Origin of the sequence: Terrabacter sp. BE26, assembly GCF_041941675.1 — a bacterium.
Lineage (GTDB): Bacteria > Actinomycetota > Actinomycetes > Actinomycetales > Dermatophilaceae > Terrabacter.
Window position 1 is genome coordinate 1,123,518 of sequence record NZ_CP090122.1, and the last position, 25,896, is coordinate 1,149,413.

Genomic DNA, 25,896 nt, shown 5'->3' on the forward strand with positions numbered 1-25,896 from the left:
GGACCGGTCAACGCGCACCGTCCCGCCCGACCGACACGCTGCGCCGGTCCAACTCGGAGAACCAGGCGTCGATCTCGCGCCAGACCTCCGGCCCGCCGCCGAGGCCGGTCCACGACCGGCGCACCAGGCCGACCAGCTCGTAGCAGCGGTCGATGGGGGCCAGGTGGCAGGAGAAGCCGCCCTCGTGGCGACGCAGCAGCGCGGCCTCCACGTCCGGTTCCAGGGTGCCCAGCACCGGGTTGGCGGCGACCACGTCGGCCCACGCGGTGAGGTCGAGCAGCGACTCGGTGGCGCCCGCCGGGCCCGGGTAGAACGCGAGCAGCTGGTCGGCGCCCGTCTGGTCGAAGAAGAAGGCCATGTCGACGGGGATCCGCATCGCGTCCCAGAGCGCGTCGTCGAGGGCCGGGTCCGCGACCCGTCGCACCTCCTCGCCCACGCCCCGGTAGCGGCCACCGCCGGAGCCCTCGGGGCCGAAGAGAAGGTAGCAGGGCCGGCACACGCAGAGCAGCCGGTGCTGCGACACGTCGGCGACGTGCCCGTGCCGGGCGCCGATGTCGGCGACACAGAACTCGCAGGCCTCCGTCGTGGCCGGGGGCTCCGGCCTCGGCGACCCGATGCGGCGCAGCGCGCCAAGGCCGCTCATCAGTGCACCACGTCGCCGGCAGGCAGCGACACCTTCCACCCACCCCGGTCAGGCAGCAGCGGCAGCGGTGTGAGGTGGTCGGCACCGTCCTCGACGGCACCGTCCTCGATCGGGCGACCCGCGAGCCGCGCGTCGTACGTATGGCCTTCAGGGCAGATCAGCCGGTCGCCGACGAGCGTGCCGTCGGAGAGCAGGGCCGCACACGCCGGACACCGGTCGAGGTAGGCGACCAGCGTCCCGTCGAGGTTGGCGACGACCAGCCGGTGGTCGGCGACCTCTTGCGCCGCCGTGGTGCGTGGGGGTACGTCGAGCTCGACGTGCCGCCAGTGCTGCTCGGGCTGGTGCGGCCGGAAGGGCGGGATCTGGAGCAGGACCTCCCCGCCGCCGTCGACAGTGCCGTCGAGGCTCCCGTCCACCATGCCCTCGGCCTGGACCGCCACCACGTCGGGCGCGGCCTGGAGGATCGCGTCCTCGATCGCACTGCGGACGGTGAGCGACGAGGACGGACAGCCGTCGCAGCTCCCCTCGAGCCGCAGGTGCACGACGCCCGCCTCGTCGACGCCCGACAGCGAGACGCCGCCGGCGTGGGAGCCGAGGTAGGGCCGGACCTGCTCCAGCGCCCGCTGCACCCGAGTGTCGACGTCGTCGGGGTGCAGGTCGTGCAGGACCAGCAGGTTCCCGACCACCTCGTCCTCGGCGAGCGCACGGAGCACGACGTCGTCCACGGTGTCGCGGATCCGGCGCAGGCCTTCTCCGTACAGCGCCATCACGCACTGCACCAGCGCCTCGGCCCGCTCGACCACCGCCGGGGGCGCCCCCTGGCCGAGCTCGTCGAGCAGGGTGTCGATGCGCTCGCTGGCCTCACGGACCGACAACGGCTCCATCTGGCCTTCCTTCCACGAGGAGGGACTCGAGCCACGCGTACCAGTCACCGATGTGCTCCCCCGTCCGGGCCGAGAGCGGGAGCACGGTCACGTCCCGGTTCAGGCGGCGGGCCTGGTCGCGCAGCCGAGGCAGGTCGAAGTCGACGTAGGGCAGCAGGTCGGTCTTGTTCACCACGACCAGGTCGGCGGAGGCGAACATCGTGGGGTACTTCAGCGGCTTGTCGTCGCCCTCGGTGACCGAGATGATCACGACCCGCGCGTGCTCGCCGATGTCGAAGAGCGCCGGGCAGACCAGGTTGCCGACGTTCTCAACGACGAGCAGCGAGCCGGGCTCGGGGTCCAGCGCGCGCAGCGAGCGGCCGACCATGTCGGCGTCGAGGTGGCAGCCGGACCCGGTGTTCACCTGCACCGCGCGGGCCCCGGCCCGGGTGATCCGGTCGGCGTCGAAGGAGGTCTCCTGGTCGCCCTCGACCACATAGATCGCCCGGTCCGTGCCGAGGCCGGGGATGGTGCGCTCGAGCAGCGTGGTCTTGCCCGCGCCCGGCGAGCTCATCAGGTTGACCGCCGTGATCCCCCGGCTCGCGAGGACGGCGCGCACCTCCTCGGCGTACCGGTCGTTCTTGGCGAGGAGCCGCTCCTCGAGGAGGAGGGTCTCGGACCCGTGCTCGTGGTCATGCCTGTGGTCCTGCACGTGGTCCTGCACGTGGTCCTGCACGTGGTCCTGCACGTGGTCCTGCACGTGGTCATGGTCGTGGGCGTGTGTGGAGGCGTGCTCGTGCGGTTCCGGCAGGGAGAGCCGCACGTCGTCCGTGCCGCAGCCGCAGGTCAGGCACATGACGGCTCCCGGAGCACCTCGACGCGGGTGAGGGTCAGTTCGCGGCCGGCGACCACCTCGACGTCAGCGCTCCCGCACGGGCAGACCGGTAGACCGTCCGCGGCTGCAGACTCCAGGCCACAGGTCCGGCACCCGAGCCGGCCGGGCACCCGTTCGATGACCAGGGTGGCGCCCTCGAGCGGACCGCCTGAGGCAGCCACGTCGAAGCAGAACTCGATCGCCTCGGGCACCACCCCCGAGAGCAGGCCGACCCGCAGGTGGACTGCGCTGACCCGCCGACCGGCGGTGTGCTCCGCGACCTGCTCGACGAGGCTCTCGGTGAGGGCGAGCTCGTGCACGGTGCCCCCTCAGTAGGGCTTGACCGGCATCGACGGCGTGTGCAGCTGCTCGACGACGCGTCCACGTCCGGTGTACATGTGCACCCCGCACGGGAGGCAGGGGTCGAAGCTGCGGACGGCCCGCATGATGTCGATGCCCTTGAAGGTGTCCGGTGGGTTCTCCTCGAAGATCGGGGTGTTCTGCACCGCGTCCTCGTAGGGACCGGGGGTGCCGTAGGTGTCGCGGACGCTGCCGTTCCACGGGGTGGGGGGGTAGGGGTGGTAGTTCGCTATCTTCCCGTCCCGGATCACCATGTGGTGGCTGAGCACGCCGCGCACCGCCTCGGTGAAGCCCACCGAGACGGCGGTGTCCGGCACCTCGAAGGAGGTCCAGGTGTCGGTGCGCCCGGCGCGCACCTCCTCGAGCGCCTTGTCGGTGAAGTGCAGCGCCAGCGCCGCGGCGTACGCCTGGAAGTAGGTGCGCGCCCGGTTCCGCTCGATCGCGTTGCTCCAGCGTGGGATCTTCCACTCGAAGCTGACCTCGGGCAGGAGCGCCGTGCGCGGCAGGTTGATGACCACGCTGCTGCCGGTGGCCCTGACGTAGCCGACGTCGACCAGGCCGTTGAGCGCCGTCGACCAGAGCCGCGCGATCGGGCCGCCACCGGTGTCGAGGGCCAGGTGGTCGGTCCCGTCGAACCAGCGCGGCGACATGGTCCACGAGTACTGCTTGTCGAAGTCCCGCCTGGCCGGCTTGGGGATCGTGTGCTGGTTCCACGGGTGCCGCACGTCGACCGGGTTGCCGAGCGGGTCGCGGTCGACGAAGACCTCGCGGCCGCTGGCCACCCAGTCCTCGTAGTAGGAGCTGCCGAGCAGGATCCGGATGCCGAGGTTGATGTCGACCAGGTCGTTGGTGACCAGCTGCCCGTCGACGATGACCCCGGGAGTCACGAACATCCGCTTGCCCCAGTCGGACATGTGGGCGTAGCGGAAGTCGCAGTATGCCGGGTCGTTGAGGCTGCCCCAGCAGCCCAGCAGGATGCGCCGCTCCCCCACGTGCTCGTAGCCGGGCAGCGCCTCGTAGAAGAAGTCGAAGAGGTCGTCGTGCAGCGGCACGACCTTCTTCATGAACTCGACGTACCGCATCAGCCGGGTGAGGTAGTCGGTGAACAGCTGGATGGTCGCGGTGGTGCCGACGCCACCCGGGTAGAGCGTCGAGGGGTGCACGTGCCGCCCCTCCATCAGGCAGAACATCTCGCGGGTGTAGCGGCTGACCTGCAGCGCCTCGCGGTAGAACTCGCCCTCCAGAGGGTTGAGGGCGCGCATGATGTCGCCGATGGTGCGATATCCGTGGATGCCCGCGTTAGGCGCCTCGGTGGCGTTCGCGCGCTCCAGGACACCGGGGTTGGTCTCCTTGACCATCCGCTCGCAGTAGTCCACCCCGACCAGGTTCTCCTGGAAGATGTTGTGGTCGAACATGTACTCCGCGGCCTCGCCGAGGTTGATGATCCACTCGCCGAGGTGCGGCGGTGCGATCCCGTAGGCCATGTTCTGGTTGTAGACCGAACAGGTCGCGTGGTTGTCACCGCAGATGCCGCAGATCCTGCTGGTGATGAAGTGTGCGTCACGCGGGTCCTTGCCCCGCATGAACAGGCTGTAGCCGCGGAAGATCGACGAGGTGCTGTGGCACTCGCGGACCTCCTTCTGCGCGAAGTCGATCGAGGCGTAGATGCCGAGGCTGCCCACGATCCGGGTCACCGGGTCCCAGGCCATCTCGACGACGTCGGTGCCCTGGTGGGAGGTCTTGAGGGGTTCGGTCATGGTCATCGCGGTCGTCTCCTCACCAGGTCTTGGTGAAGCCGGTCCTGAGCTCGCGGCCCTTGGCGCGCCAGCGCGGCTCCTTGTCCAGGGTGTCCACGGTCAGCCCGCGGAGCCGTTTCACGGCCTTCCCGTAGATGGTGCTGCCCCTCGTGGAGAGCTTGGCACCGGGCGGCTCGTCCATGAAGGGCATGAACTTGTCGGGGAAGCCGGGCATCGTGCAGCCGATGCAGATGCCGCCGACGTTGGGGCAGCCGCCGACTCCGTTGATCCAGCCACGCTTGGGGACGTTGCACTTCACGACCGGGCCCCAGCAGCCCAGTTTGACGATGCACTTCTGCGAGCCGTACTCGGTGGCGAAGTCGCCCTGCTCGTAGTAGCCGGCCCGGTCGCAGCCCTCGTGCACGGTGGCGCCGAAGAGCCACCGGGGCCGCAGCGCCTCGTCGAGCGGGATCATCGGGGCCTGCCCGGCGACTTGGTAGAGCAGGTAGGTGATGGTCTCGGAGAGGTTGTCGGGGTGGATAGGACAGCCGGGCACGCACACGATGGGCAGGCCGGCCTTGGACTTCCAGTCCCACCCGAGGTAGTCGGGCACCCCCATCGCCCCGGTCGGGTTGCCGGCCATCGCGTGGATGCCCCCGTACGTCGCGCAGGTGCCGACGGCGATCAGGGCGGTGGCCTTCGGTGCCAGCCGGTCCAGCCACTCCGAGGTGGTCATCGGCTGCCCGGTGCTCGGGTTGTTGCCGAACCCGCACCAGTACCCCTCGTCCTTGATCGCCTCGTTCGGGATCGACCCCTCGACGACCAGCACGAACGGCTCGAGCTCACCACGATCGGCCTTGTGCCACCACTCGATGAACGTGTCCGCGCCCTGCTCCGGCCCGCACTCGAAGTCGATCAGCGGCCAGTGCACGGCGATCTTCGGAAGTCCCGGCAGCGCCCCGAGGACGATCTCCTCGATGCTCGGTTGGGTCGCAGCGGTCAGCGCCACGGAGTCCCCGTCGCAGCTGAGCCCACCGTTCATCCAGAGGATGTGCACCACGCCCTCGTCCGCCCGCGTCTCGGGCTCAGCAACGCTCGTCATCGGCCCATCGCCTCCCGTGGTTCCGCCCGTGGTTCCGCCCGGTTGCGGCTGTCAACGCCTCTTCCGTCATCCTGCGCACATCCCGACCCGTGGTCAGCCGCTTGGCCGCCTCATCTTCGAGGCAATCGTGGAGTCGGCGATCCGGGGATTCGGCGAAGGGCCGGTCCGCGTCAGGACCGGACGGGACGCGGCGGGCCGGGCTCGCTGGCCCGGGCCTCGAGAAGTGGGACGTCGATCTGGTGACGGTGCGAACCCTGGAGCGGACGCCGCCTCGGCGATCGACGTCACCGAAGGGCATCCGGCATTGCCTCGTTGCGGAGCGCTGGTGCCCGATCCGCACGGGTTCGGTCAGCCGACGCTGATGGACACCTCGTCGGCGCGCCCTTGGTAGTAATGGGTGTTGTTGGGCTTCCCGCCGATCGTGAGCGCGACTGAGTTGGCGATGCTCCCCACGGTGCGAGCCGCTACGGGACCGGACCTTCCGTCTACGGTGACGTAGACCTGGGTAGCGGTGAGGTGACATTCGACCTGGTGCCAAGCACCGTCGTTGATCCGCTTGGGCCCGTAGACCCGGTTCTTGTATCCCCCGGGTGAGTTGAACGCGCAGTCCGGGTACCCGAACTTGCTCGATCCGGCGTTGCCGACGATCTCGAGCTTGTACGCGCCTCCGACTGCGGTGGCCTGGCCCTTCTGCACGACGTTGTAGTCGCCACCGGCCAGGCTGCTGGGTACCGAGAGGTAGGCGGAGAGCGTCAGCGGCGAGAGGTACGGGTTCAAGTCGTCGGCGGTCGGCACAGTGACCTTCGCGTCCGGACCGGGGAACTCGTACGCCGAGCCAAACTGGCCGGGGACACCGACCAGGACGCTCGCGCCGATCGCACCGTTGTGGCCCCGTCCCGAGCTGTCCACCGCGGTGGTCGCGCCGGACGGCTCATCCAGGTGCCATAGCGCCACTGTGGCTGGTCCGGAGGCCGCCACCGCGGCAGCACCGACCGGAGCCGCAGCGAGTCCAACTGTCAGTGTGCTCGCTCCGACACCCAAGAGCAGGATGCGTTTCATGATTGTCCCCCGGCCTCCGACGACGCCCGGCGTGCGCCCCTGACCTACACGCCCGCGCTGCATCCACCCCATGTCCCAAGTGAACGGTAGCCGCCAGGGATGCCCCTGTGGGCCCATTTCACGGCAAGGCGGACCTTTTCGCTCAGGCTCCGGCGCGGGCTGCGAGACGGCCAGAATGTCGGAAATGTCGATCCGCCTGCCTTCGGCGACATCCGTCCCTAAGATCAGGGCAAAAGGGAAGAAGCCCCCTCGACTCGCCAAGGATCACCATGCTCGCTCACCGGCGCCCCAGGACTGGCCCCCGCGTCAGCGCACCCCGCCGGGGCAGCCGGTCCAGTGCCGTCGCATTCGTGGCCGCGGGACTGGTCCTCTCCGCGGCACCGGCCCTCGCCCTCGCCCCGTCCGACGCGGACAAGAGCAACACGCATGCCGTGACGAGCACGACCGCCCCGCTGTCCCCAGGCCAGTCGGGCTGGCTCTCGGTCGTCTGGACCTCGGACACCACAGTGCGCGACTGGTCGACGACGGTCCAGGCCCCCGCCGGCATCACCGTCACCTACCCGAGCACGAGGGGCGGGTCGGACACCTCGCTCTACGGCTCGGACACGCTCGTCGGCTCGACGAGAGACTTCACGTCCTTCAAGCTCAAGGTCCCCTACACCCAGACAAGCAGCTTCAAGGTCGTGCTCACCTCCATCTACACCGTCGGCGCGGGGAGCAGCGACTCCAACGGCAACGGCAACAACCGCAAGGCGTTCTCGACGACGGCCACCGTCACCGTGCCCGTCCAGCCGGCCACGGGTGCTGACTTCAACCAACAGACCACGACACTCACCGTCAAGCCGGGGAGCAACGCGTTCCAGCGCATCATCTTCAGCGGCGGCCAAACCGACCTGGCAGGCTTCACGGTGCGCCTCGGCACGCTGCCCCCTGGGCTCGAAGTGGCCTACCCCGGCGACCGCTCCTCCACTGGACTCAACGACGACACAACCCTCGTCGGCGGCAGTTCGGACTACGTCGGGGTGCGCTTCATCGCAACCGACCTGAAGCCCGGCAGGTACACCGTTCCCGTGCTCGTCAACTACACCGCGGCGGCCGCTCGAACTCAGACGTCGAACCTGACTCTGGTCGTGCCGTGAGGACCGACGTGCAGACCCCCTCCAACCTCGGCTGGGCAGGCCGTCACATCGTTCCCGCCTTCGGTGCGATTCTGCTCGTCGGCACCTTCGCAGCGTGCGGGGCCACCTCCGGCGTGGCTGGCCCGGGCACCACGTCGGCCTCCGTGAGCACCGTCCGAGCCGACGTTCCGGCCGATGCCCGAACACGCCAGATCGCGCAGGTCGAGGTCGAGCGCCAGTGCGCCGTCGGCACGAAGAGCTTTGCGAAGGAGGCGGACATCGACGCAGACCTCGCCAAGCGACTCGAGGCCGCAGGCCTGAGCCATCAGGAGTGGAAGTCATGGCACGACTCACTCGTCGTGTCCCCCGCCCTCGTCGACCAGCTCGCCGCAGTCAGCAAGACCGGGTGTCCGAAGGCCTGAGCACGCCACGGAAGTTCGTCGACGGACGTGCCGGTCTGGGTGCCGAGTGAACCACGGTACCCTCAGCGGGCGGGTCCGGCGGCGGGCTCAGCGGGCGGCCGTGTCCACGGCCACCTTGACCCTGGTGAGCAGGACCACGGCGGACGACATGACGACGAGGCAGGCCACGGACAGCAGCACCGGGAGAACGCCGCCGCGCAGCTGTTCGTCGAAGATCGCGACGCCGAGGGCGACGCTGACGAGCGGGTCGGTCGTCGCCGTCGCGGGCAGACTGGACGTCAGCGGACCCGCCTGGAAGGCCATCTGGGCGAGGAACACCCCGATGGCCCCGGACGCGATGAGCGCATACAGCGGCCAGCTGCCCAGCAGGGCCCCGGGCCCGTGTGAGAGGACCCCGGCGCACGTCTTCATCAGCGCCGCCGTCCCGGCATAGATCGTGCCGACGGCGACACCCAGCAGGCCCGCTGCCCGCTTCGAGGCGAGCTTGCGACGCATCGCCCGCCGCGCGGTCAGCACGCAACCGACGACCACGGCGACCGACGCCGCTGCCGCAATCACCGCCGGCAGGCGGTCGGCCCGGCCGGCCGTGGCCGTCACCGCGCCCGACGCGACGAGGAAGCCCGCAACGGAGACCACCAGCACACCGCCGAGGACGAGCTCGCGCCTCGTGATTCTCGTCCCCGCGATCCTGTGCCCGAGGATGAGAGCGAAGAGCACGGCGACGACCAGGACCGGCTGGACGACGGTGAGGCCGCCCAGGTGCAAGGCAGCAACCTGCAGCGCGAGCCCGCCCACGTCGGCCAGGATCCCGAGCAGCCACAGGGGATGTCGGACCGTCTCGACGGCGAAGTCGCGCAGGTCCGCCGCCCGGAAGTGCTGCACGTGGGGCACCTGTCCGGCGCTGCGGTGCTTGAGCGCCGTCGCCAGCGAGAAGAAGGCGGCCGACCCGACGGCCAGGGCGAGTATGCCGGGAAGACTCATGCCCCAGCCCCCTCGGAGGCGGTTGGGGCCGGGCGCTCGAGCGCACTCCGCCGGGCCGCACCCGCCGCGTGCTGCAGGGTGACGGCCGACTCGTAGGCCGCCTCGGTGGCCTGTAGGACGCGGCCCCAGGTCACCAGGCAGTCGCTCGTGCGGTTGTGCTCGGCGATGCGCCGCCGCAGCTCGGGCTCCCGGGCGAGGCGGACGATGGCGTCGACCATCTCGTCGTCCGAGCCGCAGAGGAGGCCCTCCCGCCCGTGCCGGACGAACTCACGCACCCCGCCGCTCGACTTCGCGACGACGGGCACCCCGGTGCATCGGGCCTCGAGGGCGGCGATGCCGAAGGACTCGAGGTCGGCCGGTGCGAGGAAGACATGGGCCGTGGCCAGGAGGCGGTGCACCTCGTCGCGCTCGAGGCGCCCCAGCAGCGTGACGCCGGCGGTCGTGGCGGTGCGCCGGAGGTGACTCTCCATCGCCCTCAGCCTGGGACCGTCTCCAGCGACGAGCAGTCGCAGCCGGGTCTCGTCGCCGAGGCGCTCGAGCGCCTGCTGCGCCCGGTGCACGATGCGCAGCAGGGCGAGGGGGCGCTTGCGGCGGGCCAGCCGCATGACGGACGCGAGCACGAGCTCGCCGGAAGGCTCGGCCGGTGCCGGGGATCGCCACCGGTCCTGGTCGATCCCGTTGGAGAGGATGCGGATGGGACGGTCTGGCGGGAGGTGGCGGCGCACGGTGTCTGCGGCAGCGCCGCTCACCGCGCTCCAGACGATGGGCAGCGAGGACCAGCCGCCGACTGCATCCATCGTCGCCATGATGGGCGCCACGCCGGCCCACATCGAGTGCACCGTCACGGTCGTCGCGGTCCCGAGCCGTGCCGCGTCCCGGGCGAGGAAGAAGGCCAGCGGCGAGGCGACCCCCAGATGGGCGTGCACGACGTCGACATCGAGCTCACGCAGGGTCCTCAGGCCCTCACGCACGGCCAGCGGGTGCAGCGCGCCCGGCCGCGGCAGCGTGTCGGTGACCCGATGCACGCTGCGGTTCACCGCGCCCGGCGTGCTCGTGACGACGTGCACCTCGTGCCCAAGTGACCGCTGCAGCTCGGCCAGCTCAGCGACATGCGTCTCTATCCCGCCGAGCCGCGGGAGGTAGAAGTCGGTGACGTGGGCGATTCTCACCGCGGATCAGGTTCGCGAGAGCCGGCACGGCGCGTGGGGAGGGGGCGTGTGGACATAGTGGTGCAGCCTAAACCTCCACTATGTGGCGGTTCGGGTAAACCTGCAGTTGGAGAGGCGGCCTGCCGTCCAGCCACCTCCTCACCTCACCGGGCCGGCCACAGCCGCCTCGGCGTCGTCATGTGGACGCGTTCCCCGGCACGCCAGGCGCTCCGCCTCGCCACCGCCGCCAGGGCGACCCCGGCCAGGGCGACGGTCGACGGCTTCGGCGACCACCGTGTAGCTGCCGTCACGAGGTCCGGCGGCCTGCTGCGCTGGGGGTCTGACCGCGGAGCCGGGGTGGTCGTCGCCGCGTGCGGACCGGCGGCGAAGGCATCAAGCCTGGCGGGTACGAACGCGGCCATGTCCTGAGGTCCCCTGCTGGTGGTCAGGTTTCCCTCGCGCACGACCTCCTGGTCGAGCCACGTCGCGCCGGCGTTCACCACGTCGTCCCTGATGCCCGCCCAGGACGTGACGGTGCGGCCCTGGAGGACCCCGGCCGACGCGAGCACCCACGGCCCGTGGCACAGGGTGACGACCGGCTTGCCGCTCTCGACGAACTCGCGGACCAGTGCACGCGCCAGTGCCGACTGGCGCAGCAGATCCGGGTTGATGAAACCTCCCGGCACCAGGAGGCCGTCGTAGTCGCCAACGCCGGCCTGCTCGACGGTCCTGTCGACGCGCACGCGCTTGGCCGGCAGGTTCAGGTTCAGGCCGCGAATGCGTCCTCGCCGCAGGGACACCACGTCGACCTGCGCGCCCTCCGCCCGCAGACCGCGCACGGGCATGGTCAGCTCGACCTTCTCGAATCCGTCGGCAGCGAGAACCGCGATCCGGCGGCCCTTGAGGGTGCGTCTGCTCGGCATGCCCACCTCCGGTGTGTCGTCTCCACGCGTAGCCGCGCCCGGCTTCCCACACCCAGACGGGGTGGGACCGGCCCGTCGGGGTGTGAGCGCCCCTGCGGCACACCGGGTTCCGCGCTATCTGGATCGCCCGGCTCGGACGCGCTCCCGGTGGGCCCTGGCCTGCCACTGTCCCCGGGCCCCGGCGTCAGCCCGCGCTCTGGGAAGACGAGCGAGTACGTGGTCGGACACCTTCGCGACAACGTGATCAACCGCTGGGGGAAGGTTTGCTCCGGCCCGCGTCATGAGCGATCGGGCGTGGCTTGACCTGCAGCTCGCGCCCAACCGGGGAAGGTCAGGGGCGCGGTCGGCACGTCGAGCGCGAATCACCCCCGGGCTACGCTGGCTGGAGTGAGGCCGGCCACGGGACGGTGCGAGACCAGGCACGTTTCCGGATCGCTGCTGGGGTCAGGAGAGAGCGCCATGAGCCGTCTGTTCGCAGAGTTGAAGTTGCGGGGCACCTCGTTCCGGAACCGCGCCTGGGTGGCGCCGATGTGCCAGTACAGCTCGGTGGGCGGCTACCCGCAGGACTGGCATCTGGTCCACCTGGGCTCGTTGGCCCGGGGCGGGGCTGGTCTGGTCATGCAGGAGGCCACGGCGGTCGTGCCCGAGGGGCGGATCACCCCCAGTGACGCGGGCATCTGGGAGGACGGCCAGGCTCAGGCCTACGAGCGGATCACCTCCTTCGTGCGCGGGCAGGGCGCGGTGGTGGGGATCCAGCTCTCGCACGCGGGACGCAAGGCGTCCACCCAGCCGCCCTGGGAGGGTGACGAGTACGTCGAGGCCGCCTCGGGTGGCTGGGAGACGGTGGCTCCCTCGCCGGTGGCGTTCGGCGACTGGCCCGAACCCGCGGAGCTCGGCGCCGACGAGATTCGCGGCCTCGTCGAGGCGTTCCGGGCCGGCGCGCAGCGGGCGCTGGCCGCCGGCTACGAGGTCGCGGAGATCCACGCGGCACACGGCTACCTTCTGCATCAGTTCCTTTCGCCCCTGTCCAATCACCGCACCGACGAGTACGGCGGCGACCTCGACGGGCGCAGTCGCTTCCTCGTGCAGGTCACCGACGCGGTGCGCGCCGTCTGGCCGCAGGATCGGCCGCTGTTCGTACGGTTGTCCGCCACGGACTGGGTCGACGGCGGCTGGGACGTCGAGGAGACCGTGGACGTCTCCCGCCGGCTCGTCGGACACGGCGTCGACCTGGTCGACGTGACCAGCGGAGGGCTGGTGCCGGGTGCGCGGATCGAGGTGGAGCCCGGCTATCAGGTGCCGTTCGCCCGGGCCGTCCGGGAGGGCGCCGGGCTGCCGGTCTCCGCGGTGGGGCTGATAACGGCCCCGGAGCAGGCCGACCAGATCCTGGTCGACCGGTCGGCCGACGCGATCATGCTCGCCCGCGAGGTGCTGCGCAACCCGACGTGGCCGCTCTGGGCCGCACACGTGCTGGGCGACCAGGTGCCTTGGCCGCCGCAGTACCAGCGGGGCAGGTGGCGCCGCTGAGGGCGTCGAAGCACCGGCGAGCTCCATCACGAGCACGTGCGAGTCGAAGTCGAGAGCGCCCACTCACGCGCGACGTGGGCGAACCGGAGGCGCCTCTTGCGACGACCGAAGCGCCTGCTGCGGAGTACGCGCCTTCGCCAGGTGGCGCAGTGTCGTTGCGACACAGTGCCTCGCCAGGGCAGGCAGTGAGGCGCTGTCTACCTCCACGTCGGATTCGACGCAGGCACGAGCGGGGTGCTGACGCGCCACAGGCCCCCGTTGCGTGCGCCCGCTGGACCTCGTTGCGGGCCTGCCCTGACCTTGGAGGCTGTCTGCGGTGACGGTCGCCGCCCCCTGTCAGGTGAAGCGCTGCCGCGATGCCTGTGATCTGTAGCTGCGCCCCACCAGCAGAACGGTCGCCACGACGAGGAATGCCGTCCCGACCGCCCAGGCCAGCCGGCTGGCCTCCCCCATCGGCCAGAACGCCCAGCCGGACACAACGAAGGAGGCAAGCCCGACAGGCATTCCGGCAACCAGCACGTCCCAACTGGGCCGCCACCCCATCCCCATCAGCACTGTCCATGCGCGGGTCCATGTGGTCTGCCGGACCGGCAGCAGCGACATCGCCACCGGAGGCATGTTCGGGGCACCGATGAGCTCTCGCGACCAGCGAGTGCACGAGAGCCGCTGGCGCCTGTAGCCGGGCGACAAGCTTCTCGCCACGTACGTCCACGCGAGGACGGCCAAGGGCAAGCACGCCAGGGGTAGCGCGACGTACGCATATCCGAGCAGCGGCACAAGCACGGCCACAGCGAAGATGAGGAAAAGCAGCACGGGCACGATGTCGCCCTCGGCGATGAACTGCTTCGAACTGAACCTTGGGTTGGAACTCCACAGTCCGAACGGCAGAGCGGCCGGAAGGAGCAGCGACACCACACTCAACGCCGTCCACACCGTGGCCACGCACAGATAGCCGAAAGGCCTCAGCGCACGTGCGACGCCCGACGGTCCAGGGCTGCGATTCGTGGACCGAGCCTTCCCGAACCGGGCCCCCTCCTCCGGCGTGGCAACGACGTAGGAGTTGGGTTTCATCTGCGAGTAGCGAGGCACAGCGCCAACGTAACGGTGCGAGCTACTGCTCACACAGCGTGGTGAGCGACCCGGGTGAACCCCGCCACCGGCTTCACAGCCGCGTAACCGCAGGTCTGGGGCGCTATCGCTCGAGTCGAGCAGAGAGCTGGTGTAGGGAGCTGGTGTAGGGAGCTGGCGAGGGGACTCGAACCCCTAACCCCCTGTTTACAAGACAGGTGCGCTACCGATTGCGCCACGCCAGCACGCCCGCGACGCGAGTGCCGTGGACGGGCGAAAGCGTAACGGAGCCCGCCCGCATACGTGCAAACGGACAGCCCCGGGACGGCCCGTCAGCGCGTGAGGGCCGGGACAGAGAAGGACGGCCCCGCGCAACCCAGGGGTTGGTCGCGCGAGGCCGTCCGGCTCAGTTGTACCAGTCGATCAGGGAAGACGCAGAACCTGGCCGACGAAGATGAGGTTGGGGTTGGTGACCCGGGCCCCGTTCGCCTTCCAGAGGGTCTTCCAGCCGCCGGCCACGTGGTAGCGCTGGGCGAGCTCGCCGAGCGTGTCGCCGCTGCGGACGGTGATCTGCGCGCCGCGCGCCGTGTTGCGCACGACCGGGCGGACGGCGTACGTCTTCTTCTTGCTGACGGACTTCTTGGTCGTGGACCGGTAGGTCGTGACCTTCTTCGTCGTCACCGGGGCCCGCTCGGTCGAACGCGAGACCGTGATCGAGCTCGAGGTGGCGCCGCCGTTGCCGCGGCTCAGGCCGGCGCGCACGGAGCACACGGGCCAGGCGCCGGGGCCCTGGCCGGCGAGGACGCGCTGCGCGACCGCGATCTGCGCCTCACGCGACGCGAGGTCGGCACGCGGGGCGTAGGCGCCGCCGCCGTAGCCGCGCCACGTGCTCGGCGTGAACTGCAGGCCGCCGTAGAAGCCGTTGCCGGTGTTGATGTGCCAGTTGCCACCCGACTCGCACGCGGCGACCGCGTCCCAGACGGAGGACGCCTTGGCCGATCCCGCTGTGGCGAGGCCGCCGACGATGGTGGCTGCTCCCGCGATGCCGACGCCGGCAAGGCGCTGCTTCACAGAGATCTTCTTCGCCGCAGCGTGCTTGGACAGGTACTGCATGGTGGTGATTCCTTCCTGACGCGCGCCTGCGGGGTTAGCTGTCGGGTTCGGGCGTCAGGTGCCCTGTCGCAGAAGCGACTTCACCCCCAGGCCAGTCCTCGTCACTCGTGCCTCCTTGCACGAGTGGCGCTCTGGCCGCACTGGGTCCCCCGTCCTCGCCCGGCCCACGGGTGTGGGCTACATCCCTGGCTGGCGAGGCTCGGCGCACGCAGGGAACGGATTATGTGGGTGTCCATGTGAAGTTGTGGAGAGCGCACGGGTGGAGCCGGACGCGACGAAGCGGAGCAGGAACGCGTGTGGATCCCCCCTCCCGACCCTGAGGTCGGGGTGCCGCCGAGCACTGACGGTACGTGAGGTTTCAACGTCGCACAAGCCACGTCGAGACAATTTCGTGATCTTTTCTCGACCCGCTGTTCAACGCCGATGCGCTAAGCCCACACAGACCTCACCGCGCTCCCACACCAACGGCACAGCCGGCGTATGCGCCGTGGCCGGGCTCCCACGCCGCATACGCACCGCGCGCGGCTCCCTTCCCACGCTTGATGCCTCGCCGCGTCAGCGGCCGAACGGGCTGGCGCTGAAGGGATTCCAGGTGAAGCTCACGCCGTGCCGCAGTGCCGCAACCGCGGCCACCACCCCGAACACGGCGAGGACGCCGGAAACGACCTGGCTGGTCAGCCCGGCGGGGACCAGACGGCGGGCCATCGAGCGCGACCCGCGGCGGAGCGAGGCGCCGCCGGGGCCCCACCACAGGGTCAGGAGGCCGAGCAGGCCGCCGACGGCCAGGGTCGGGGGTGCGCCGGGGCCGAGGTCGCTGCCCCGCGTACCGCTCAGCATCAGGGCCGTCGCGAAGACACCGGCGAGCCCGACCGCCACCGGCAGCAGCAGGCCGACCACCGTGGCCACCGCGCCGACGACGAGGTGCCACGGGCTGGACACGACGGCGAAGGGCACGTCGCTCCGTCGTCGGCCGTAGTCGTAGCGGCGAAGGACGAGCGCCGTCACCGAGCGGTCGGTGGCGCGGGCCAGCGCCGACAGCGCGGCGACCGCCACGAGGGCGATGCCGGGCCACGCCATCAACGCGCCGACCCAGGCCACCGCGACGGTCGCGAGCACTCCGGTGCGCATCGGGAGCCCGATGCGCGGGTCGCCTTCGCGCTGGACCGGCTCCCGCTCCTCCCAGTCGTCATCGTCCCAGTCGCCGTCCCACTCCCCCGGCGGCGCGGGGTCGTCCCAGTGCGGCTCGCGGGCCGGCGGTGGCGGGGCGGCGACCCGCCGGCGTCCGGCAGGCGGAGCCCACCGCCCCGGCTCCTCGACGAGGGGCGCTGAGGCTGCGGGTGGCTGCGCGACGGGCTGGACGGCGGTGGGCGCGACCGGCGGCATGACCGCGGTGCTCCCGCCCGCCACCGTCTGTGTGTCACCGGGCATCGCTCCCGACCGCCCGTCGTCCCAGAGCCGGCCGCTCGGGCTCGGCACGGTGGCAGCCTGCCCGGCGGCGTAGAGCTCCAGGGCGGCGATGACCTCGTCGGCATGCGGACGCAGTCGAGGGTCGGGCGACAGGGAGGCCCGCAGGAGGGGGACGAGGCGCGGGTCGACCCCGTCGAGGTCCACCTCGCCTGCGCGGACGCGGGCGAGCACGGCGTCCATGCGACCGCGCCCGAACGGCGGGCGGCCCGACGCGGCATACGTGATCGTGGCGGCCCAGCCCCACCAGTCGGTGGCGTCGGTGATGGCGGCGCCCTCGACGAGCTCGGGCGACAGGTAGCCCGGGGTGCCCATGACGAGGCCGCCCACGGTGTGGCGCACGTCGTCCTGCAGGTGGGCGATGCCGAAGTCGATGAGCACCGGGTCGCCGTCCTCGATGAGGACGTTGCCGGGCTTGATGTCGCGGTGCACGACCCCGCAGGCGTGGATGGAGCGGATCGCCTCGGCGATGCCCCGCGCGAGTCGCAGCAGGTCGGCCGGAGCCATCGCGCCGTGGTCCTCGACGACCTCGTCGAGCGCCGGTCCGGGGACGTAGCGGGTGACGATGTAGGGACGCGGGGCCATGACGTCCGCGTCGATGACCGTGGCGACCCGGGCGTCGCGGATGCGCGAGAGCGTGTCGACCTCACGGGCCAGGCGCTGGCGCGCGTCGGCGTCGTGCGCGACGTGCGAGCGCAGCACCTTGACGGCCACGGCCCGACCACGGGGGTCGAGGGCGAGGTGGACCACGCCCATGCCGCCCTCGCCGATCTCCTCGATGAGCCGGTAGGGCCCGATGCGCTCGAGCGTGCCCGCCCGCGAGGACCCGCCTCCCGCGGGCACGGCGCCGGTGCGCGTGCCGGTACGCGTGCCGGGCCGGGGGCTCGGCACCCGCGCGGTCCGGTCGTACGCAGTCATGTCCCTACGGTATGCGACCGGGGCCCTTCGCCATCAACGCCGCCACAGCGCGCCCCGAAGTCCCCGAAGTCACCGGCGCGGCCCGCCCGCGCCGTCAGTGGCTGATGTAGTCGCGCAGCTGGTCGCGCTCGGACTGCAGCTCGGAGAGGCGGTGCTTGACGATGTCGCCGATCGACACGATGGCGGCCAGCTTGCCGTCCGCGCCCACGATGGGCACGTGCCGCACCCGCTCCTCGGTCATCGTGCCGGCGAGGTCGGCGATGTTGTCGTCGGCCGAGCCGGTCGTGACGTCGCTCGTCATGATCTGGGAGACGGGACCGTCGAGCACGCTGGTGCCCGTCGCATGCAGGTGGCGCACGACGTCGCGCTCGCTGACGATCCCCTCCACGGTCGCCCCGTCGGTGCTCACGACGACCGCACCGATGCGGTGCTCGGCCAGCAGGGCCAGCAGCGTGGAGACCGTCTCACCCGGCTTGATGGTGACGACCTCAGTGCCCTTGTTGCGCAGCACGTCCGAAATCTTCACGGCGACTCCTTCACCTTGTGCGACGCGCCTCCGGCGGCCCATCCCCCCGCCGGAGATGCCCTGACTCGACCCTAGAGCCGCACCGCACCGGACGCCAGTCATCCGTCGTTAGAGTGAGACCGATGGCGTCACCTCGCGTCGCGGGCCGGAGCCGGCGGGCTGCGTGGCGCCGACCGTCCTCGAGTCAGGGAGCTGATTGCGTGTCGACCGACCGGCCGACCTACGACCTCGTCATCGCCGCGAACCGTCTGCCGGTCGACAAGATCGTGACCGACGACGGCGAGGTGGAGTGGCGCCGCAGCCCCGGCGGGCTCGTCACGGCCATGGAGTCGGTGATGCGCACCCAGCCGGGCGCCTGGGTCGGCTGGGCCGGCGATGCGGGCGAGGCCCCCGAGCCGTTCGAGGAGGACGGCATCTACCTGCACCCCGTTCCGCTGTCAGCCGAGGAGGTGCGGGACTACTACGAGGGCTTCTCCAACGACACGCTGTGGCCGATCTACCACGACGTCATCGTGCCGGCGAGCTTCCACCGCGAGTGGTGGTCGAGCTACCAGCGGGTCAACCAGCGTTTCGCCGAGGCCGTGGCCGAGGTGGCCGCCGAGGGCGCCACCGTCTGGGTGCAGGACTACCAGCTCCAGCTCGTCCCGGCACTGGTGCGTAGGCTGCGCCCCGACGTGCGGATCGGGTGGTTCAACCACATCCCCTTCCCGCCCGTCGAGCTCTTCGCGCAGCTGCCGTGGCGCACCCAGCTGCTGGGTGGTCTGCTCGGGGCCGACTTCCTCGGGTTCCAGCGCCAGGCCGACGCCCGCAACTTCATCCGCGCGTGCCGTCAGCTCCTCGGCGCCCAGACCAGGCGTGACCGCGTCACGGTGGAGGGCGAGAACCGCCAGGTGCGCGCGGCCGCGATCCCGATCTCCGTCGACTTCAAGGGTCTCGAGGAGCTCGCCAGGCGGCCCGAGGTGAAGGCCCGGGCCAAGGAGATCCGGGAGAGCCTAGGCAACCCCGAGGTGCTCATGCTCGGGGTCGACCGCCTCGACTACACCAAGGGCATCCGGCACCGGCTCAAGGCGTACGAGGAGCTGCTGGGCGAGCGACGCATCGGGCCGCCCGAGGTCACGCTCGTGCAGGTCGCCACCCCGAGCCGCGAGCGCGTCGACGCCTACCGCATCCTGCGCTCCGAGATCGAGCAGACGGTCGGGCGGATCAACGGCGAGCTCGGCAAGATCGGTGCGCCGGCCGTGCACTACCTGCACCACTCCTACCCCCGTGAGGAGATGGCGGCGCTCTTCCTGGCGGCCGACGTCATGCTGGTGACGCCCCTGCGTGACGGCATGAACCTCGTCGCCAAGGAGTACGTCACCTGCCGCTACGACCTCGGCGGGGCGCTGGTGCTCTCGGAGTTCGCCGGCGCCTGGCACGAGCTGCACCAGGCGTTCGCGTGCAACCCCCACGACATCGAAGGCCTCAAGCAGACGATCCTGCGCGCCATCAACACGCCTGACAAGGACAAGCAGCGCATCATGAAGGCGCTGCGCCGCCGGGTGTCCGACCACGACGTGCAGCGCTGGGCGGCCCGCTACCTCGCGGCCCTCGCCGCGGCGCCCGAGCTGCCCGCGCCCGAGCCGCGCCAGCGGCCGGTCCCGCACGCGGAGGAGACGCCGCGCATGCCCGAGCCCCAGGCCGACGGCACGACCGACGGCGACACCACCACCGACACCGACGCCGACACCGACACCGAGTGGGCCCGGTCGTGAAGGACCAGGAGCCGCTCGCCGACGCGGTGGCCCGTGCCGCGTCCGCGCCGACCCTGCTCGTCGCCACCGACTACGACGGGGTGCTCGCACCACTGGTCGCGGACCCGATGCAGGCGACCCCGCTGCCGGGCACCATCGACACCCTCCGTGCGCTTGCGGCCCTGCCCGACGTGCACGTGGCCGTCGTCTCCGGCAGGGACCTCGAGACCCTGCGCACCCTCACCGGGATCCGTGAGGAGGAGCCGGTCGTGCTCATCGGCAGCCACGGCGCCGAGTCCTCGAGCGGGGCCGTCCGCGAGGCGATGGAGGCCGCGGCCGTGACCCCCGACGACGAGGTGACGCTCGCCGAGCTGCGCTCCGACATCGAGGCGCTCGTCGAGGAGCACCACCCCGAGGCGCACGTCGAGCACAAGCCGGCGGCCGTCGTCGTCCACGTGCGCGGGATCCCGCGCGAGACCGGCGACGCCGCGATCGCCGACGCCCGCCGCGTCGCGCTCGACCACCCGGGCGTGAAGGTGCTCAAGGGCAAGTCGGTGCTCGAGCTGTCGGTCTCCCACGCCGACAAGGGCTCGGCGGTGACCGCTCTCGGCCGCCACGTCGGCGCCGCCGCCCGGGTCTACCTCGGCGACGACGTCACCGACGAGGACGCCTTCACCCGGATGCGTCGCCCCGACGACGTCACCATCAAGGTCGGCACCGGCTCGACCGCGGCCCGCTACCGCCTCGACGACGAGCCGGCCGTGGCCGAGCTCCTGACGCAGCTGTACGAGGCCTGCGCCGCCACGCACCCCGCGAGCTGACGCACGACGCGGGCCACCCGGCATACGCCCTCGGCCATGAGGCCGGGGCCGGCAGCGCGCCGGTATGCCGCCCTCCCGACCACGCGTGTCAGTGGCGTCGCACCGCACCCGTCGAGCCGCGGACGACCAGCTCGGGCCGGAAGACGTACTCCGCGCGCGGAGACGGCTGTCCGGCGATCTCGTCGAGCAGCGCCCGCACCGTGGCCGCGCTCATCGCGTTGACGCTCTGGCGCACGGTCGTCAGCGGCGGGTCGGTGAACGCGATGAGCGTCGAGTCGTCGTAGCCGACCACCGAGAAGTCCCGGGGCACGTTGAGGCCGCGCTTGCGCGCCTCGCGGATGGCCCCGAGAGCCATCAGGTCCGACCCGCACACCACGGCCGTCGCTCCCCGGTCGAGCAGGCGACCGGCCGCGGTCGCGCCGCCCTCGACGGTGAAGAGCGAGCGCTCGATGAGGTCGTCGACGTCGGAGCGACCGGTCAGCTCCTGCATCGAGTGCCGGAAGCCGGCGATCTTGCGGATGACGGGGACGTAGCGGTCGGGTCCGACCGCGAGGCCGATCTCGCGGTGGCCGAGGCTCACCAGGTGCTCGAGGGCCAGGCCCATCGAGGCGACGTCGTCGTTGCTGATGAAGGGCGCGTCGACCCCATCGATGTAGCCGTTGACGAGGACGAGCGGCAGGTTGCGCTCACGGAGCGCGATGTAGCGGTCCGGCTTGCTGGTGGTGTCGGCGTGCAACCCGGAGATGAAGATGATCCCGGCGACCCCGCGCTCGAGCAGCATCTGGACGTAGTCGTCCTCGTGCACTCCCCCCGCGACCTGGGTGCACAGCACCGGCGTGTAGCCGTTCTGGGCCAGGGAGTTCTCAATGATCTGGGCGAAGGCCGGGAAGATCGGGTTGGTGAGCTCGGGCACGATCAGGCCGACGAGCCCGGCGCTCTTTCGCCGCAGGCGACTCGGCCGGTCGTAGCCCAGGACGTCGAGCGCGGTCAGCACGGCCTGGCGCGTCGACTCGGCGACGCCCGGCTTGCCGTTGAGCACCCTGGACACCGTGGCTTCGGACACGCTCGCCTGTTCGGCGATGTCCCGCAGACGTGCCTTCACGTCACCTCCCCCTCCGTCGCACGTGCCGTGGACCGTTGTCCGTGGGGCGCCACGTGAAGATGCGAACGCCCGGGCCCGACGCGTTCAGTGTGACAGCACGTCTGCCCACCTTGGGCGCGGGTCCGTAGAGCGCAGAACCCGACTCGATGCCGGCGAGGTGGGCGGTCTCGAGGACGACCGGCTCGTGGGCCGCCCGGGCCACGTGGACGAGGGCGACCTCGTCGAGCGTCTCCCGGAGGAAGACCATGGCGTCACCCTCGGCGTGCACCCAGCGCAGGCCACCGTGGCGCAGGGCGGCCGAGTGCCTGCGTGCGCCGATGAGGCCGCGGTAGACGGCGAGCGTGTCGGCGTCCCAAGCGTTCTCGTCCCACGGCATGGGACGACGTCCGTCCTCCCCGAAGGTGCCCTCCATGCCGATCTCGTCGCCGTACGTCAGCATCGGCATCGAGGGGAAGGTGAAGAGCAGGCCCGCGGCAGCCTCCACGGCGTCGGCTCCGACGAGCGTGCGGATGCGCGGCACGTCGTGCGACCCGACGAGGTTGAACGAGTGGACCAGCGACTGCCAGGAGATGCGCGAGGTGAAGTCGCGCATCGTGTCGACGACCGCTCCCGCCTCGAGCAGCGGCAGCGGCACCGGGGCGCCCAGGAAGCGGGGGTTCTTCGGCTCCTGCCGCAGCCACGTCCAGGCAGGCTTGCAGAACCCGGCGTAGTTCATCACCCCGTGCCAGCCGTCGCCCGGCATGTCGGGGGTGTAGTCGTGGAAGTGCTCGCCGACCAGCAGGGCGTCGGGCGCGACCCGGCCCATGACGTCGCGCATCTGGCGGGCCACGTCGTGGTTGACGTCGGTGTCGCGCCAGCGGCCCGTCATGTTGGCGACGTCGACCCGCCACCCGTCGAGGCCGCCCGAGCGCCCCAGCCACTTGCGTACGACCCCCTTGGGGTCCTCGAAGATCCGCCGGCGCAGGGCGGCGTTGAGGTGGTTGAGCTTCGGGAGGGAGGGCACGCCCAGCCAGGCGACGTAGGTGCCGTCCTCCCAGATGTAGTAGTCGCGCTCGGGCCGGCTCTTGCCCCCCGGCCCGGTGGCGGCGACGAACCACTCGTGCGCGTTGCCGGTGTGGTTGGTCGTGAAGTCGCCCATGACCTTCAGGCCGCGATCGTGCGCGGCCTTCGTGAGCCGACGCAGGGCCGGGGCGCCACCGAGGAGCGGGTCGATCTCCTCGAAGGACGAGGCGTCGTAGCGGTGGTTGGAGCGGGCCGGGAAGAACGGGGTCATGTAGACGACGTCCACGCCGAGGTCCACGAGGTGGTCGAGGTGCTCGGTGATGCCGTCGAGGTCGCCGCCGTAGAGCTGGTGCGCGACGCCCTTGGGACTGATGTCGACGGGGTCTGACCACTGCGCGGGGATGGCCCAGTCGGGCGCCTGGCGCTTCTCGGCGCCCGAGGACCGGGCGAAGCGGTCCGGGAAGATCTGGTAGACGACGGCACCCTGTGCCCACGCGGGCGGCGGCGCGTCGTGCGCGACGAGGCGGAAGTCGCTCGCGTCGGGCACGTCCCGGTGGTGCACGCCGGTGCCGTTCAGCCAGGCGTACTTCGTGGGTCCGCCGGTCAGCAGGAACCGGTAGTTCGTGACGGGGTTGTGGCAGGTCAGCGTCACGCGCCACCAGTCGTCGACGGCCGTGGTGCGCACCTTGCGTGCGGCCGCGAACGTCGCCTCGCCGTCGGGGGCGGTGCGCACGTGCACGGCGTCGACCTGGGCCTCGAGCGGGACCCGGACGAGCACGTCGACCGCGTCGCCGAGGCGGGGCGTCTGGTTGGAGACGTACCGCCCCGACCCGTCGTGGTGCGGCTGGCTGAGCCAGGTCTGCCGGCAGGCCGGGGCAGGGGTCACTTGACCGATCCTGTGGTGAGGCCGCCGACGAGCTGCTTCTGGAAGGCCAGGTAGAGCAGCATGACGGGGATCGAGCCGAGCAGGGCACCGGCCGTGAACCGCCCGAAGAGGGTGTTCGCGTCGTTGCCCAGGGTCATGCCGTAGAGGCCGACGCCGAGCGTCTGCTGGTCGACGTCGGTGAGGAAGACACTGGCCAGCATGAACTCGCCGTAGAGGCCGACGAAGACGAGCATGAAGACCGTCACGAGGATCGGCATGACCAGGCGCAGCGTCATCGTGAAGAAGATCCGCACGTGGCTGGCGCCGTCGACGATCGCCGCCTCGTCGAGCTCTCGCGGCACCGTGTCGAAGTAGCCCTTGAGCAGCCACACGTTCGCGCCGAGCGCACCGCCGAGGTAGGCGAGGATCAGGCCGGTGGTGGTGTTGAGGCCGATGGCGGGCAGCGCATCACCGATGGCCGCGAAGATGATGTAGGTCGCGACGATGGCCAGCAGCGCCGGGAAGAACGTCGTGAGCAGCAGCGCCATCATCCCGGGGCGGCGGCCCTTGAACCGCAGGCGCGAGAAGGCGAAGGCCGCGAGCGCACCGAGGAAGACCGCCGCGAGCGCCCCGACGAACGAGATGATCATCGAGTTCTTGTACCAGGTCCAGAACGGCCGGGAGCTGTCGTTGAACAGGTCCGTGAAGTTCTTCGTAGAGAAGCCCGACGGCCACAGGCTCGCGGTGTTGAGCGTGCCACTCGGGTTGGTCGCCGCGGAGTAGATGAAGAGGATCGGGAACAGTGCCCACATCAGGGCCACGACGCCCAGGGCGTGGCGCCACCAGACCGAGCCGCCGAGTCCCTTGCGCCGAGGCGAGGCGGGAGTGGGAGCGGGTGTCGGCTCGTTCGGGGCCTCGAGCGTGGCGCCTGCCGGCACGGGAGCGTTCAGGGTCGACATCAGTTGACCTCCTCGAGAGCCTTGGTGCGACGGAAGCCCGGGATGCTCATCAGCGCCACGAGCAGGAAGATGACGACGGAGACGGCGGCGGCGAAGCCGTAGTTGGGCGCGCTGCCCGAGAAGGCCAGGCGGTACGCATACGTGATGAGCAGGTCGCTCGAGCCGATGCTGGTGTCCTGGCCGTTGAACGGGCCGCCCTTGGTGAGCAGGTAGATCAGCCCGAAGTTGTTGAAGTTGAAGGCGAACGAGGCCAGCAGCAGCGGCCCGACGGCCACCAGCAGCAGCGGCATGATGATCGAGCGCAGCGTCCGGAACGCGTTGGCGCCGTCGATCGTGGCAGCCTCGCGCACGTCCTGCGGGATGGACTGCAGGGCTCCGGTGCACACGATGAACATGTAGGGGAAGCCGAGCCAGAGGTTCGTGATGAGGATCGCGGCCTTGGCGCCGAACGGCGTGCCGAGCCAGTCGATGCCGAGGCCGAGGGTCTGGTTGATGATGCCGTAGTCCTGGTTGAACATGCCCTTCCAGACCAGCGCCGTCACGAAGCCCGGGAGCGCGTACGGGAGGATCAGCAGGGACCGGTAGATGCCCTTGCCGCGCAGCCTCGGGTCGTTGAAGAGCAGCGCGATCAGCATGCCGAGCAGGAAGGTCGAGAGCACCGAGACGACCGCGAACACGACGTTCCAGATGAAGATGCCGATGAAGCCGTCGCGGATCGTCGAGTCGGTGAAGATCCGGCTGTAGTTCGCGAGGCCGACGTTCTCCTTCCACCCCTGCGGGAAGGACTGGCTCGGGTCGGCGACGTTGACCCAGCGCGCGTCCTTCGGCGCATAGACGGTGGGCGGCGTGGTGGAGCTGTCGGTCAGCTTGTCCGTCGCAGCGTCGTACTTGACCGTGGAGCGTCCCTCGTAGGCCTCGGACAGGCCGACGGGCTTGATGCCGCCGCCGTCGCTCGTGGGCACGGCGATCGTCGAGAGGTCCTTGCTGCGCTGGTTCGCCTGGCGGGCAGTGAGGACGGTGTAGTCCGGCGCCTTGGTGATCTTGCCCAGCGACGTCTTCTCGACGCCGGTGCCGGACAGCGGCTGCAGGCCCGACTTGTCACCGACGTACATCGAGCCGTCCGGCTTGGTCAGCAGCAGGACCAGGTCGCCCGTGGCCGGGTCGGCGCCACCCTTGGTCGCGATCGACATCTTGTAGCGCGGCGTGTCGGGCACCTCGCGCACCGACTGCGCGACGATGTCCTTGACGGAGTCCTCCTTGCTGTAGAGGTGCCCGTCGCCGTAGTTCGTCAGCGAGAGGTTCGCGGTGTAGAGCACCGGCCACAGCTGGAAGAGGGCCATGAAGAGCAGGCCCGGCACGAGGTACTTCAGCGGGACGGAGCGCCGCGTCGCGTAGACCGCGAGGATCGCCATCCCCACGAGTCCCGCGATGACGACGGCCATCGTGTTCCCGGCCGCGGCGAGCTGGGTGGCGATCCACAGGATGCCGGCCATCACCACCAGGATGAGCACCCACTTGATCGCCAGCGCGATGGGCTTGGTCATGTCACACGTCCTTTTTCGCCGGGCC

Annotated in this window: 23 protein-coding genes, 1 tRNA gene and 1 riboswitch; of the genes, 5 read left to right on the forward strand and 19 right to left on the reverse strand. The window is 70.8% G+C overall.

The features are described from left to right. Nucleotides 1-7 precede the first annotated feature (7 nt). The 7 genes from LQK93_RS05280 to LQK93_RS05310 all read right to left on the reverse strand — a co-directional run bounded on the left by LQK93_RS05280 (nucleotide 8) and on the right by LQK93_RS05310 (nucleotide 6,637). Complete coding sequence (locus tag LQK93_RS05280) at nucleotides 8-643, reverse strand: DUF5947 family protein (RefSeq protein WP_374970505.1); 636 nt, start codon at nucleotides 641-643, stop codon at nucleotides 8-10. Further along, the gene (locus LQK93_RS05285) at nucleotides 643-1,527 is read right to left on the reverse strand and encodes a NifU family protein (RefSeq protein WP_374970506.1); all 885 of its coding nucleotides are present in this window, start codon (nucleotides 1,525-1,527) and stop codon (nucleotides 643-645) included. Before LQK93_RS05285 ends, LQK93_RS05280 begins: the two co-directional genes overlap by 1 nt. Next, a complete protein-coding gene (gene hypB / locus LQK93_RS05290) occupies nucleotides 1,505-2,362 on the reverse strand; it encodes a hydrogenase nickel incorporation protein HypB (RefSeq protein ID WP_374970507.1) in 858 nt (285 codons plus the stop codon). The genes LQK93_RS05285 and hypB overlap by 23 nt, the downstream gene beginning before the upstream one ends. Then, nucleotides 2,353-2,700: a hydrogenase maturation nickel metallochaperone HypA gene (locus tag LQK93_RS05295; RefSeq protein ID WP_374970508.1), complete on the reverse strand. Its 348-nt coding sequence runs from the start codon at nucleotides 2,698-2,700 to the stop codon at nucleotides 2,353-2,355. Before LQK93_RS05295 ends, hypB begins: the two co-directional genes overlap by 10 nt. 9 nt (nucleotides 2,701-2,709) lie before the next feature. Next, entirely contained in the window at nucleotides 2,710-4,503 is a 1,794-nt protein-coding gene (locus tag LQK93_RS05300; RefSeq protein WP_374970509.1) for a nickel-dependent hydrogenase large subunit, read from the reverse strand. Nucleotides 4,504-4,516: 13 nt separating this feature from the next. After that, nucleotides 4,517-5,578: a hydrogenase expression protein HypE gene (locus LQK93_RS05305; protein WP_374970510.1), complete on the reverse strand. Its 1,062-nt coding sequence runs from the start codon at nucleotides 5,576-5,578 to the stop codon at nucleotides 4,517-4,519. A gap of 348 nt (nucleotides 5,579-5,926) precedes the next feature. Further along, the gene (locus LQK93_RS05310) at nucleotides 5,927-6,637 is read right to left on the reverse strand and encodes a LamG-like jellyroll fold domain-containing protein (protein ID WP_374970511.1); all 711 of its coding nucleotides are present in this window, start codon (nucleotides 6,635-6,637) and stop codon (nucleotides 5,927-5,929) included. Between the two features lie 350 nt (nucleotides 6,638-6,987). Here LQK93_RS05310 and LQK93_RS05315 point away from each other — a divergent pair, with 350 nt between their 5' ends. Both LQK93_RS05315 and LQK93_RS05320 read left to right on the forward strand, forming a co-directional pair. Next, nucleotides 6,988-7,776: a hypothetical protein gene (locus tag LQK93_RS05315; protein ID WP_374970512.1), complete on the forward strand. Its 789-nt coding sequence runs from the start codon at nucleotides 6,988-6,990 to the stop codon at nucleotides 7,774-7,776. Beyond that, nucleotides 7,773-8,177, forward strand: a complete 405-nt coding sequence (locus LQK93_RS05320) for a hypothetical protein (protein ID WP_374970513.1) — start codon at nucleotides 7,773-7,775, stop codon at nucleotides 8,175-8,177. Before LQK93_RS05315 ends, LQK93_RS05320 begins: the two co-directional genes overlap by 4 nt. An 87-nt stretch (nucleotides 8,178-8,264) precedes the next feature. Here the strand turns inward: LQK93_RS05320 and LQK93_RS05325 are convergent, their stop codons facing one another. The 3 genes from LQK93_RS05325 to LQK93_RS05335 form a co-directional block, all read right to left on the reverse strand. Beyond that, complete coding sequence (locus tag LQK93_RS05325; protein WP_374970514.1) at nucleotides 8,265-9,158, reverse strand: DMT family transporter; 894 nt, start codon at nucleotides 9,156-9,158, stop codon at nucleotides 8,265-8,267. Further along, entirely contained in the window at nucleotides 9,155-10,327 is a 1,173-nt protein-coding gene (locus LQK93_RS05330) for a glycosyltransferase family 4 protein (protein ID WP_374970515.1), read from the reverse strand. Before LQK93_RS05330 ends, LQK93_RS05325 begins: the two co-directional genes overlap by 4 nt. A 143-nt stretch (nucleotides 10,328-10,470) precedes the next feature. After that, complete coding sequence (locus LQK93_RS05335) at nucleotides 10,471-11,229, reverse strand: type 1 glutamine amidotransferase domain-containing protein (RefSeq protein WP_374970516.1); 759 nt, start codon at nucleotides 11,227-11,229, stop codon at nucleotides 10,471-10,473. Nucleotides 11,230-11,688: 459 nt separating this feature from the next. Here LQK93_RS05335 and LQK93_RS05340 point away from each other — a divergent pair, with 459 nt between their 5' ends. After that, nucleotides 11,689-12,756: an NADH:flavin oxidoreductase/NADH oxidase gene (locus LQK93_RS05340; protein WP_374970517.1), complete on the forward strand. Its 1,068-nt coding sequence runs from the start codon at nucleotides 11,689-11,691 to the stop codon at nucleotides 12,754-12,756. A 336-nt stretch (nucleotides 12,757-13,092) separates the two neighbouring features. Here LQK93_RS05340 and LQK93_RS05345 read toward each other — a convergent pair whose 3' ends face one another. From LQK93_RS05345 to LQK93_RS05365, 5 genes are all read right to left on the reverse strand, one after another. Continuing rightward, on the reverse strand, nucleotides 13,093-13,845 hold the full coding sequence (locus LQK93_RS05345; protein ID WP_374970518.1) for a hypothetical protein: 753 nt from the start codon (nucleotides 13,843-13,845) through the stop codon (nucleotides 13,093-13,095). 151 nt (nucleotides 13,846-13,996) lie between these two features. Continuing rightward, nucleotides 13,997-14,069: transfer RNA gene (locus tag LQK93_RS05350), tRNA-Thr, on the reverse strand. Nucleotides 14,070-14,247: 178 nt separating this feature from the next. Continuing rightward, entirely contained in the window at nucleotides 14,248-14,937 is a 690-nt protein-coding gene (locus LQK93_RS05355; protein ID WP_374970519.1) for a transglycosylase family protein, read from the reverse strand. A gap of 6 nt (nucleotides 14,938-14,943) precedes the next feature. Beyond that, a riboswitch (cyclic di-AMP (ydaO/yuaA leader) is annotated at nucleotides 14,944-15,152 on the reverse strand. 340 nt (nucleotides 15,153-15,492) lie between these two features. Then, nucleotides 15,493-17,319, reverse strand: a complete 1,827-nt coding sequence (locus LQK93_RS05360; protein WP_374970520.1) for a serine/threonine-protein kinase — start codon at nucleotides 17,317-17,319, stop codon at nucleotides 15,493-15,495. A gap of 94 nt (nucleotides 17,320-17,413) precedes the next feature. Further along, nucleotides 17,414-17,845 (reverse strand): CBS domain-containing protein, encoded by a 432-nt coding sequence (locus LQK93_RS05365; RefSeq protein ID WP_343991212.1) that lies wholly within the window; start codon nucleotides 17,843-17,845, stop codon nucleotides 17,414-17,416. 200 nt (nucleotides 17,846-18,045) lie between these two features. Here LQK93_RS05365 and LQK93_RS05370 point away from each other — a divergent pair, with 200 nt between their 5' ends. Together LQK93_RS05370 and otsB are read left to right on the forward strand one after the other, a co-directional pair. Next, the gene (locus LQK93_RS05370) at nucleotides 18,046-19,599 is read left to right on the forward strand and encodes a trehalose-6-phosphate synthase (protein ID WP_374970521.1); all 1,554 of its coding nucleotides are present in this window, start codon (nucleotides 18,046-18,048) and stop codon (nucleotides 19,597-19,599) included. Next, complete coding sequence (otsB, locus tag LQK93_RS05375) at nucleotides 19,596-20,399, forward strand: trehalose-phosphatase (RefSeq protein WP_374970522.1); 804 nt, start codon at nucleotides 19,596-19,598, stop codon at nucleotides 20,397-20,399. The genes LQK93_RS05370 and otsB overlap by 4 nt, the downstream gene beginning before the upstream one ends. Nucleotides 20,400-20,487: 88 nt before the next feature. Here otsB and LQK93_RS05380 read toward each other — a convergent pair whose 3' ends face one another. The 4 genes from LQK93_RS05380 to LQK93_RS05395 are packed head-to-tail and all read right to left on the reverse strand — an operon-like array spanning nucleotide 20,488 to nucleotide 25,871. Further along, complete coding sequence (locus LQK93_RS05380) at nucleotides 20,488-21,501, reverse strand: LacI family DNA-binding transcriptional regulator (RefSeq protein WP_374970523.1); 1,014 nt, start codon at nucleotides 21,499-21,501, stop codon at nucleotides 20,488-20,490. A 1-nt stretch (nucleotide 21,502) separates the two neighbouring features. Beyond that, nucleotides 21,503-23,389 (reverse strand): glycoside hydrolase family 13 protein, encoded by a 1,887-nt coding sequence (locus LQK93_RS05385; RefSeq protein ID WP_374970524.1) that lies wholly within the window; start codon nucleotides 23,387-23,389, stop codon nucleotides 21,503-21,505. Next, the gene (locus tag LQK93_RS05390) at nucleotides 23,386-24,327 is read right to left on the reverse strand and encodes a sugar ABC transporter permease (RefSeq protein WP_374970525.1); all 942 of its coding nucleotides are present in this window, start codon (nucleotides 24,325-24,327) and stop codon (nucleotides 23,386-23,388) included. Before LQK93_RS05390 ends, LQK93_RS05385 begins: the two co-directional genes overlap by 4 nt. Beyond that, nucleotides 24,327-25,871, reverse strand: coding sequence for an ABC transporter permease subunit (locus LQK93_RS05395; protein WP_374970526.1), 1,545 nt, complete (start codon nucleotides 25,869-25,871; stop codon nucleotides 24,327-24,329). The genes LQK93_RS05390 and LQK93_RS05395 overlap by 1 nt, the downstream gene beginning before the upstream one ends. Nucleotides 25,872-25,896 lie beyond the last annotated feature (25 nt).

Bases quoted from the DNA above. Each gene is read 5' to 3' on its own strand.
- LQK93_RS05360 (WP_374970520.1), bottom strand. From the start codon at position 17,319: ATGACTGCGTACGACCGGACCGCGCGGGTGCCGAGCCCCCGGCCCGGC.
- LQK93_RS05280 (WP_374970505.1), bottom strand. From the start codon at position 643: ATGAGCGGCCTTGGCGCGCTGCGCCGCATCGGGTCGCCGAGGCCGGAG.
- LQK93_RS05325 (WP_374970514.1), bottom strand. From the start codon at position 9,158: ATGAGTCTTCCCGGCATACTCGCCCTGGCCGTCGGGTCGGCCGCCTTC.
- LQK93_RS05305 (WP_374970510.1), bottom strand. From the start codon at position 5,578: ATGACGAGCGTTGCTGAGCCCGAGACGCGGGCGGACGAGGGCGTGGTG.
- LQK93_RS05300 (WP_374970509.1), bottom strand. From the start codon at position 4,503: ATGACCATGACCGAACCCCTCAAGACCTCCCACCAGGGCACCGACGTC.
- hypB (WP_374970507.1), bottom strand. From the start codon at position 2,362: ATGTGCCTGACCTGCGGCTGCGGCACGGACGACGTGCGGCTCTCCCTG.
- LQK93_RS05310 (WP_374970511.1), bottom strand. From the start codon at position 6,637: ATGAAACGCATCCTGCTCTTGGGTGTCGGAGCGAGCACACTGACAGTT.
- LQK93_RS05340 (WP_374970517.1), top strand. From the start codon at position 11,689: ATGAGCCGTCTGTTCGCAGAGTTGAAGTTGCGGGGCACCTCGTTCCGG.
- LQK93_RS05285 (WP_374970506.1), bottom strand. From the start codon at position 1,527: ATGGAGCCGTTGTCGGTCCGTGAGGCCAGCGAGCGCATCGACACCCTG.
- LQK93_RS05390 (WP_374970525.1), bottom strand. From the start codon at position 24,327: ATGTCGACCCTGAACGCTCCCGTGCCGGCAGGCGCCACGCTCGAGGCC.
- LQK93_RS05395 (WP_374970526.1), bottom strand. From the start codon at position 25,871: ATGACCAAGCCCATCGCGCTGGCGATCAAGTGGGTGCTCATCCTGGTG.
- LQK93_RS05335 (WP_374970516.1), bottom strand. From the start codon at position 11,229: ATGCCGAGCAGACGCACCCTCAAGGGCCGCCGGATCGCGGTTCTCGCT.
- LQK93_RS05355 (WP_374970519.1), bottom strand. From the start codon at position 14,937: ATGCAGTACCTGTCCAAGCACGCTGCGGCGAAGAAGATCTCTGTGAAG.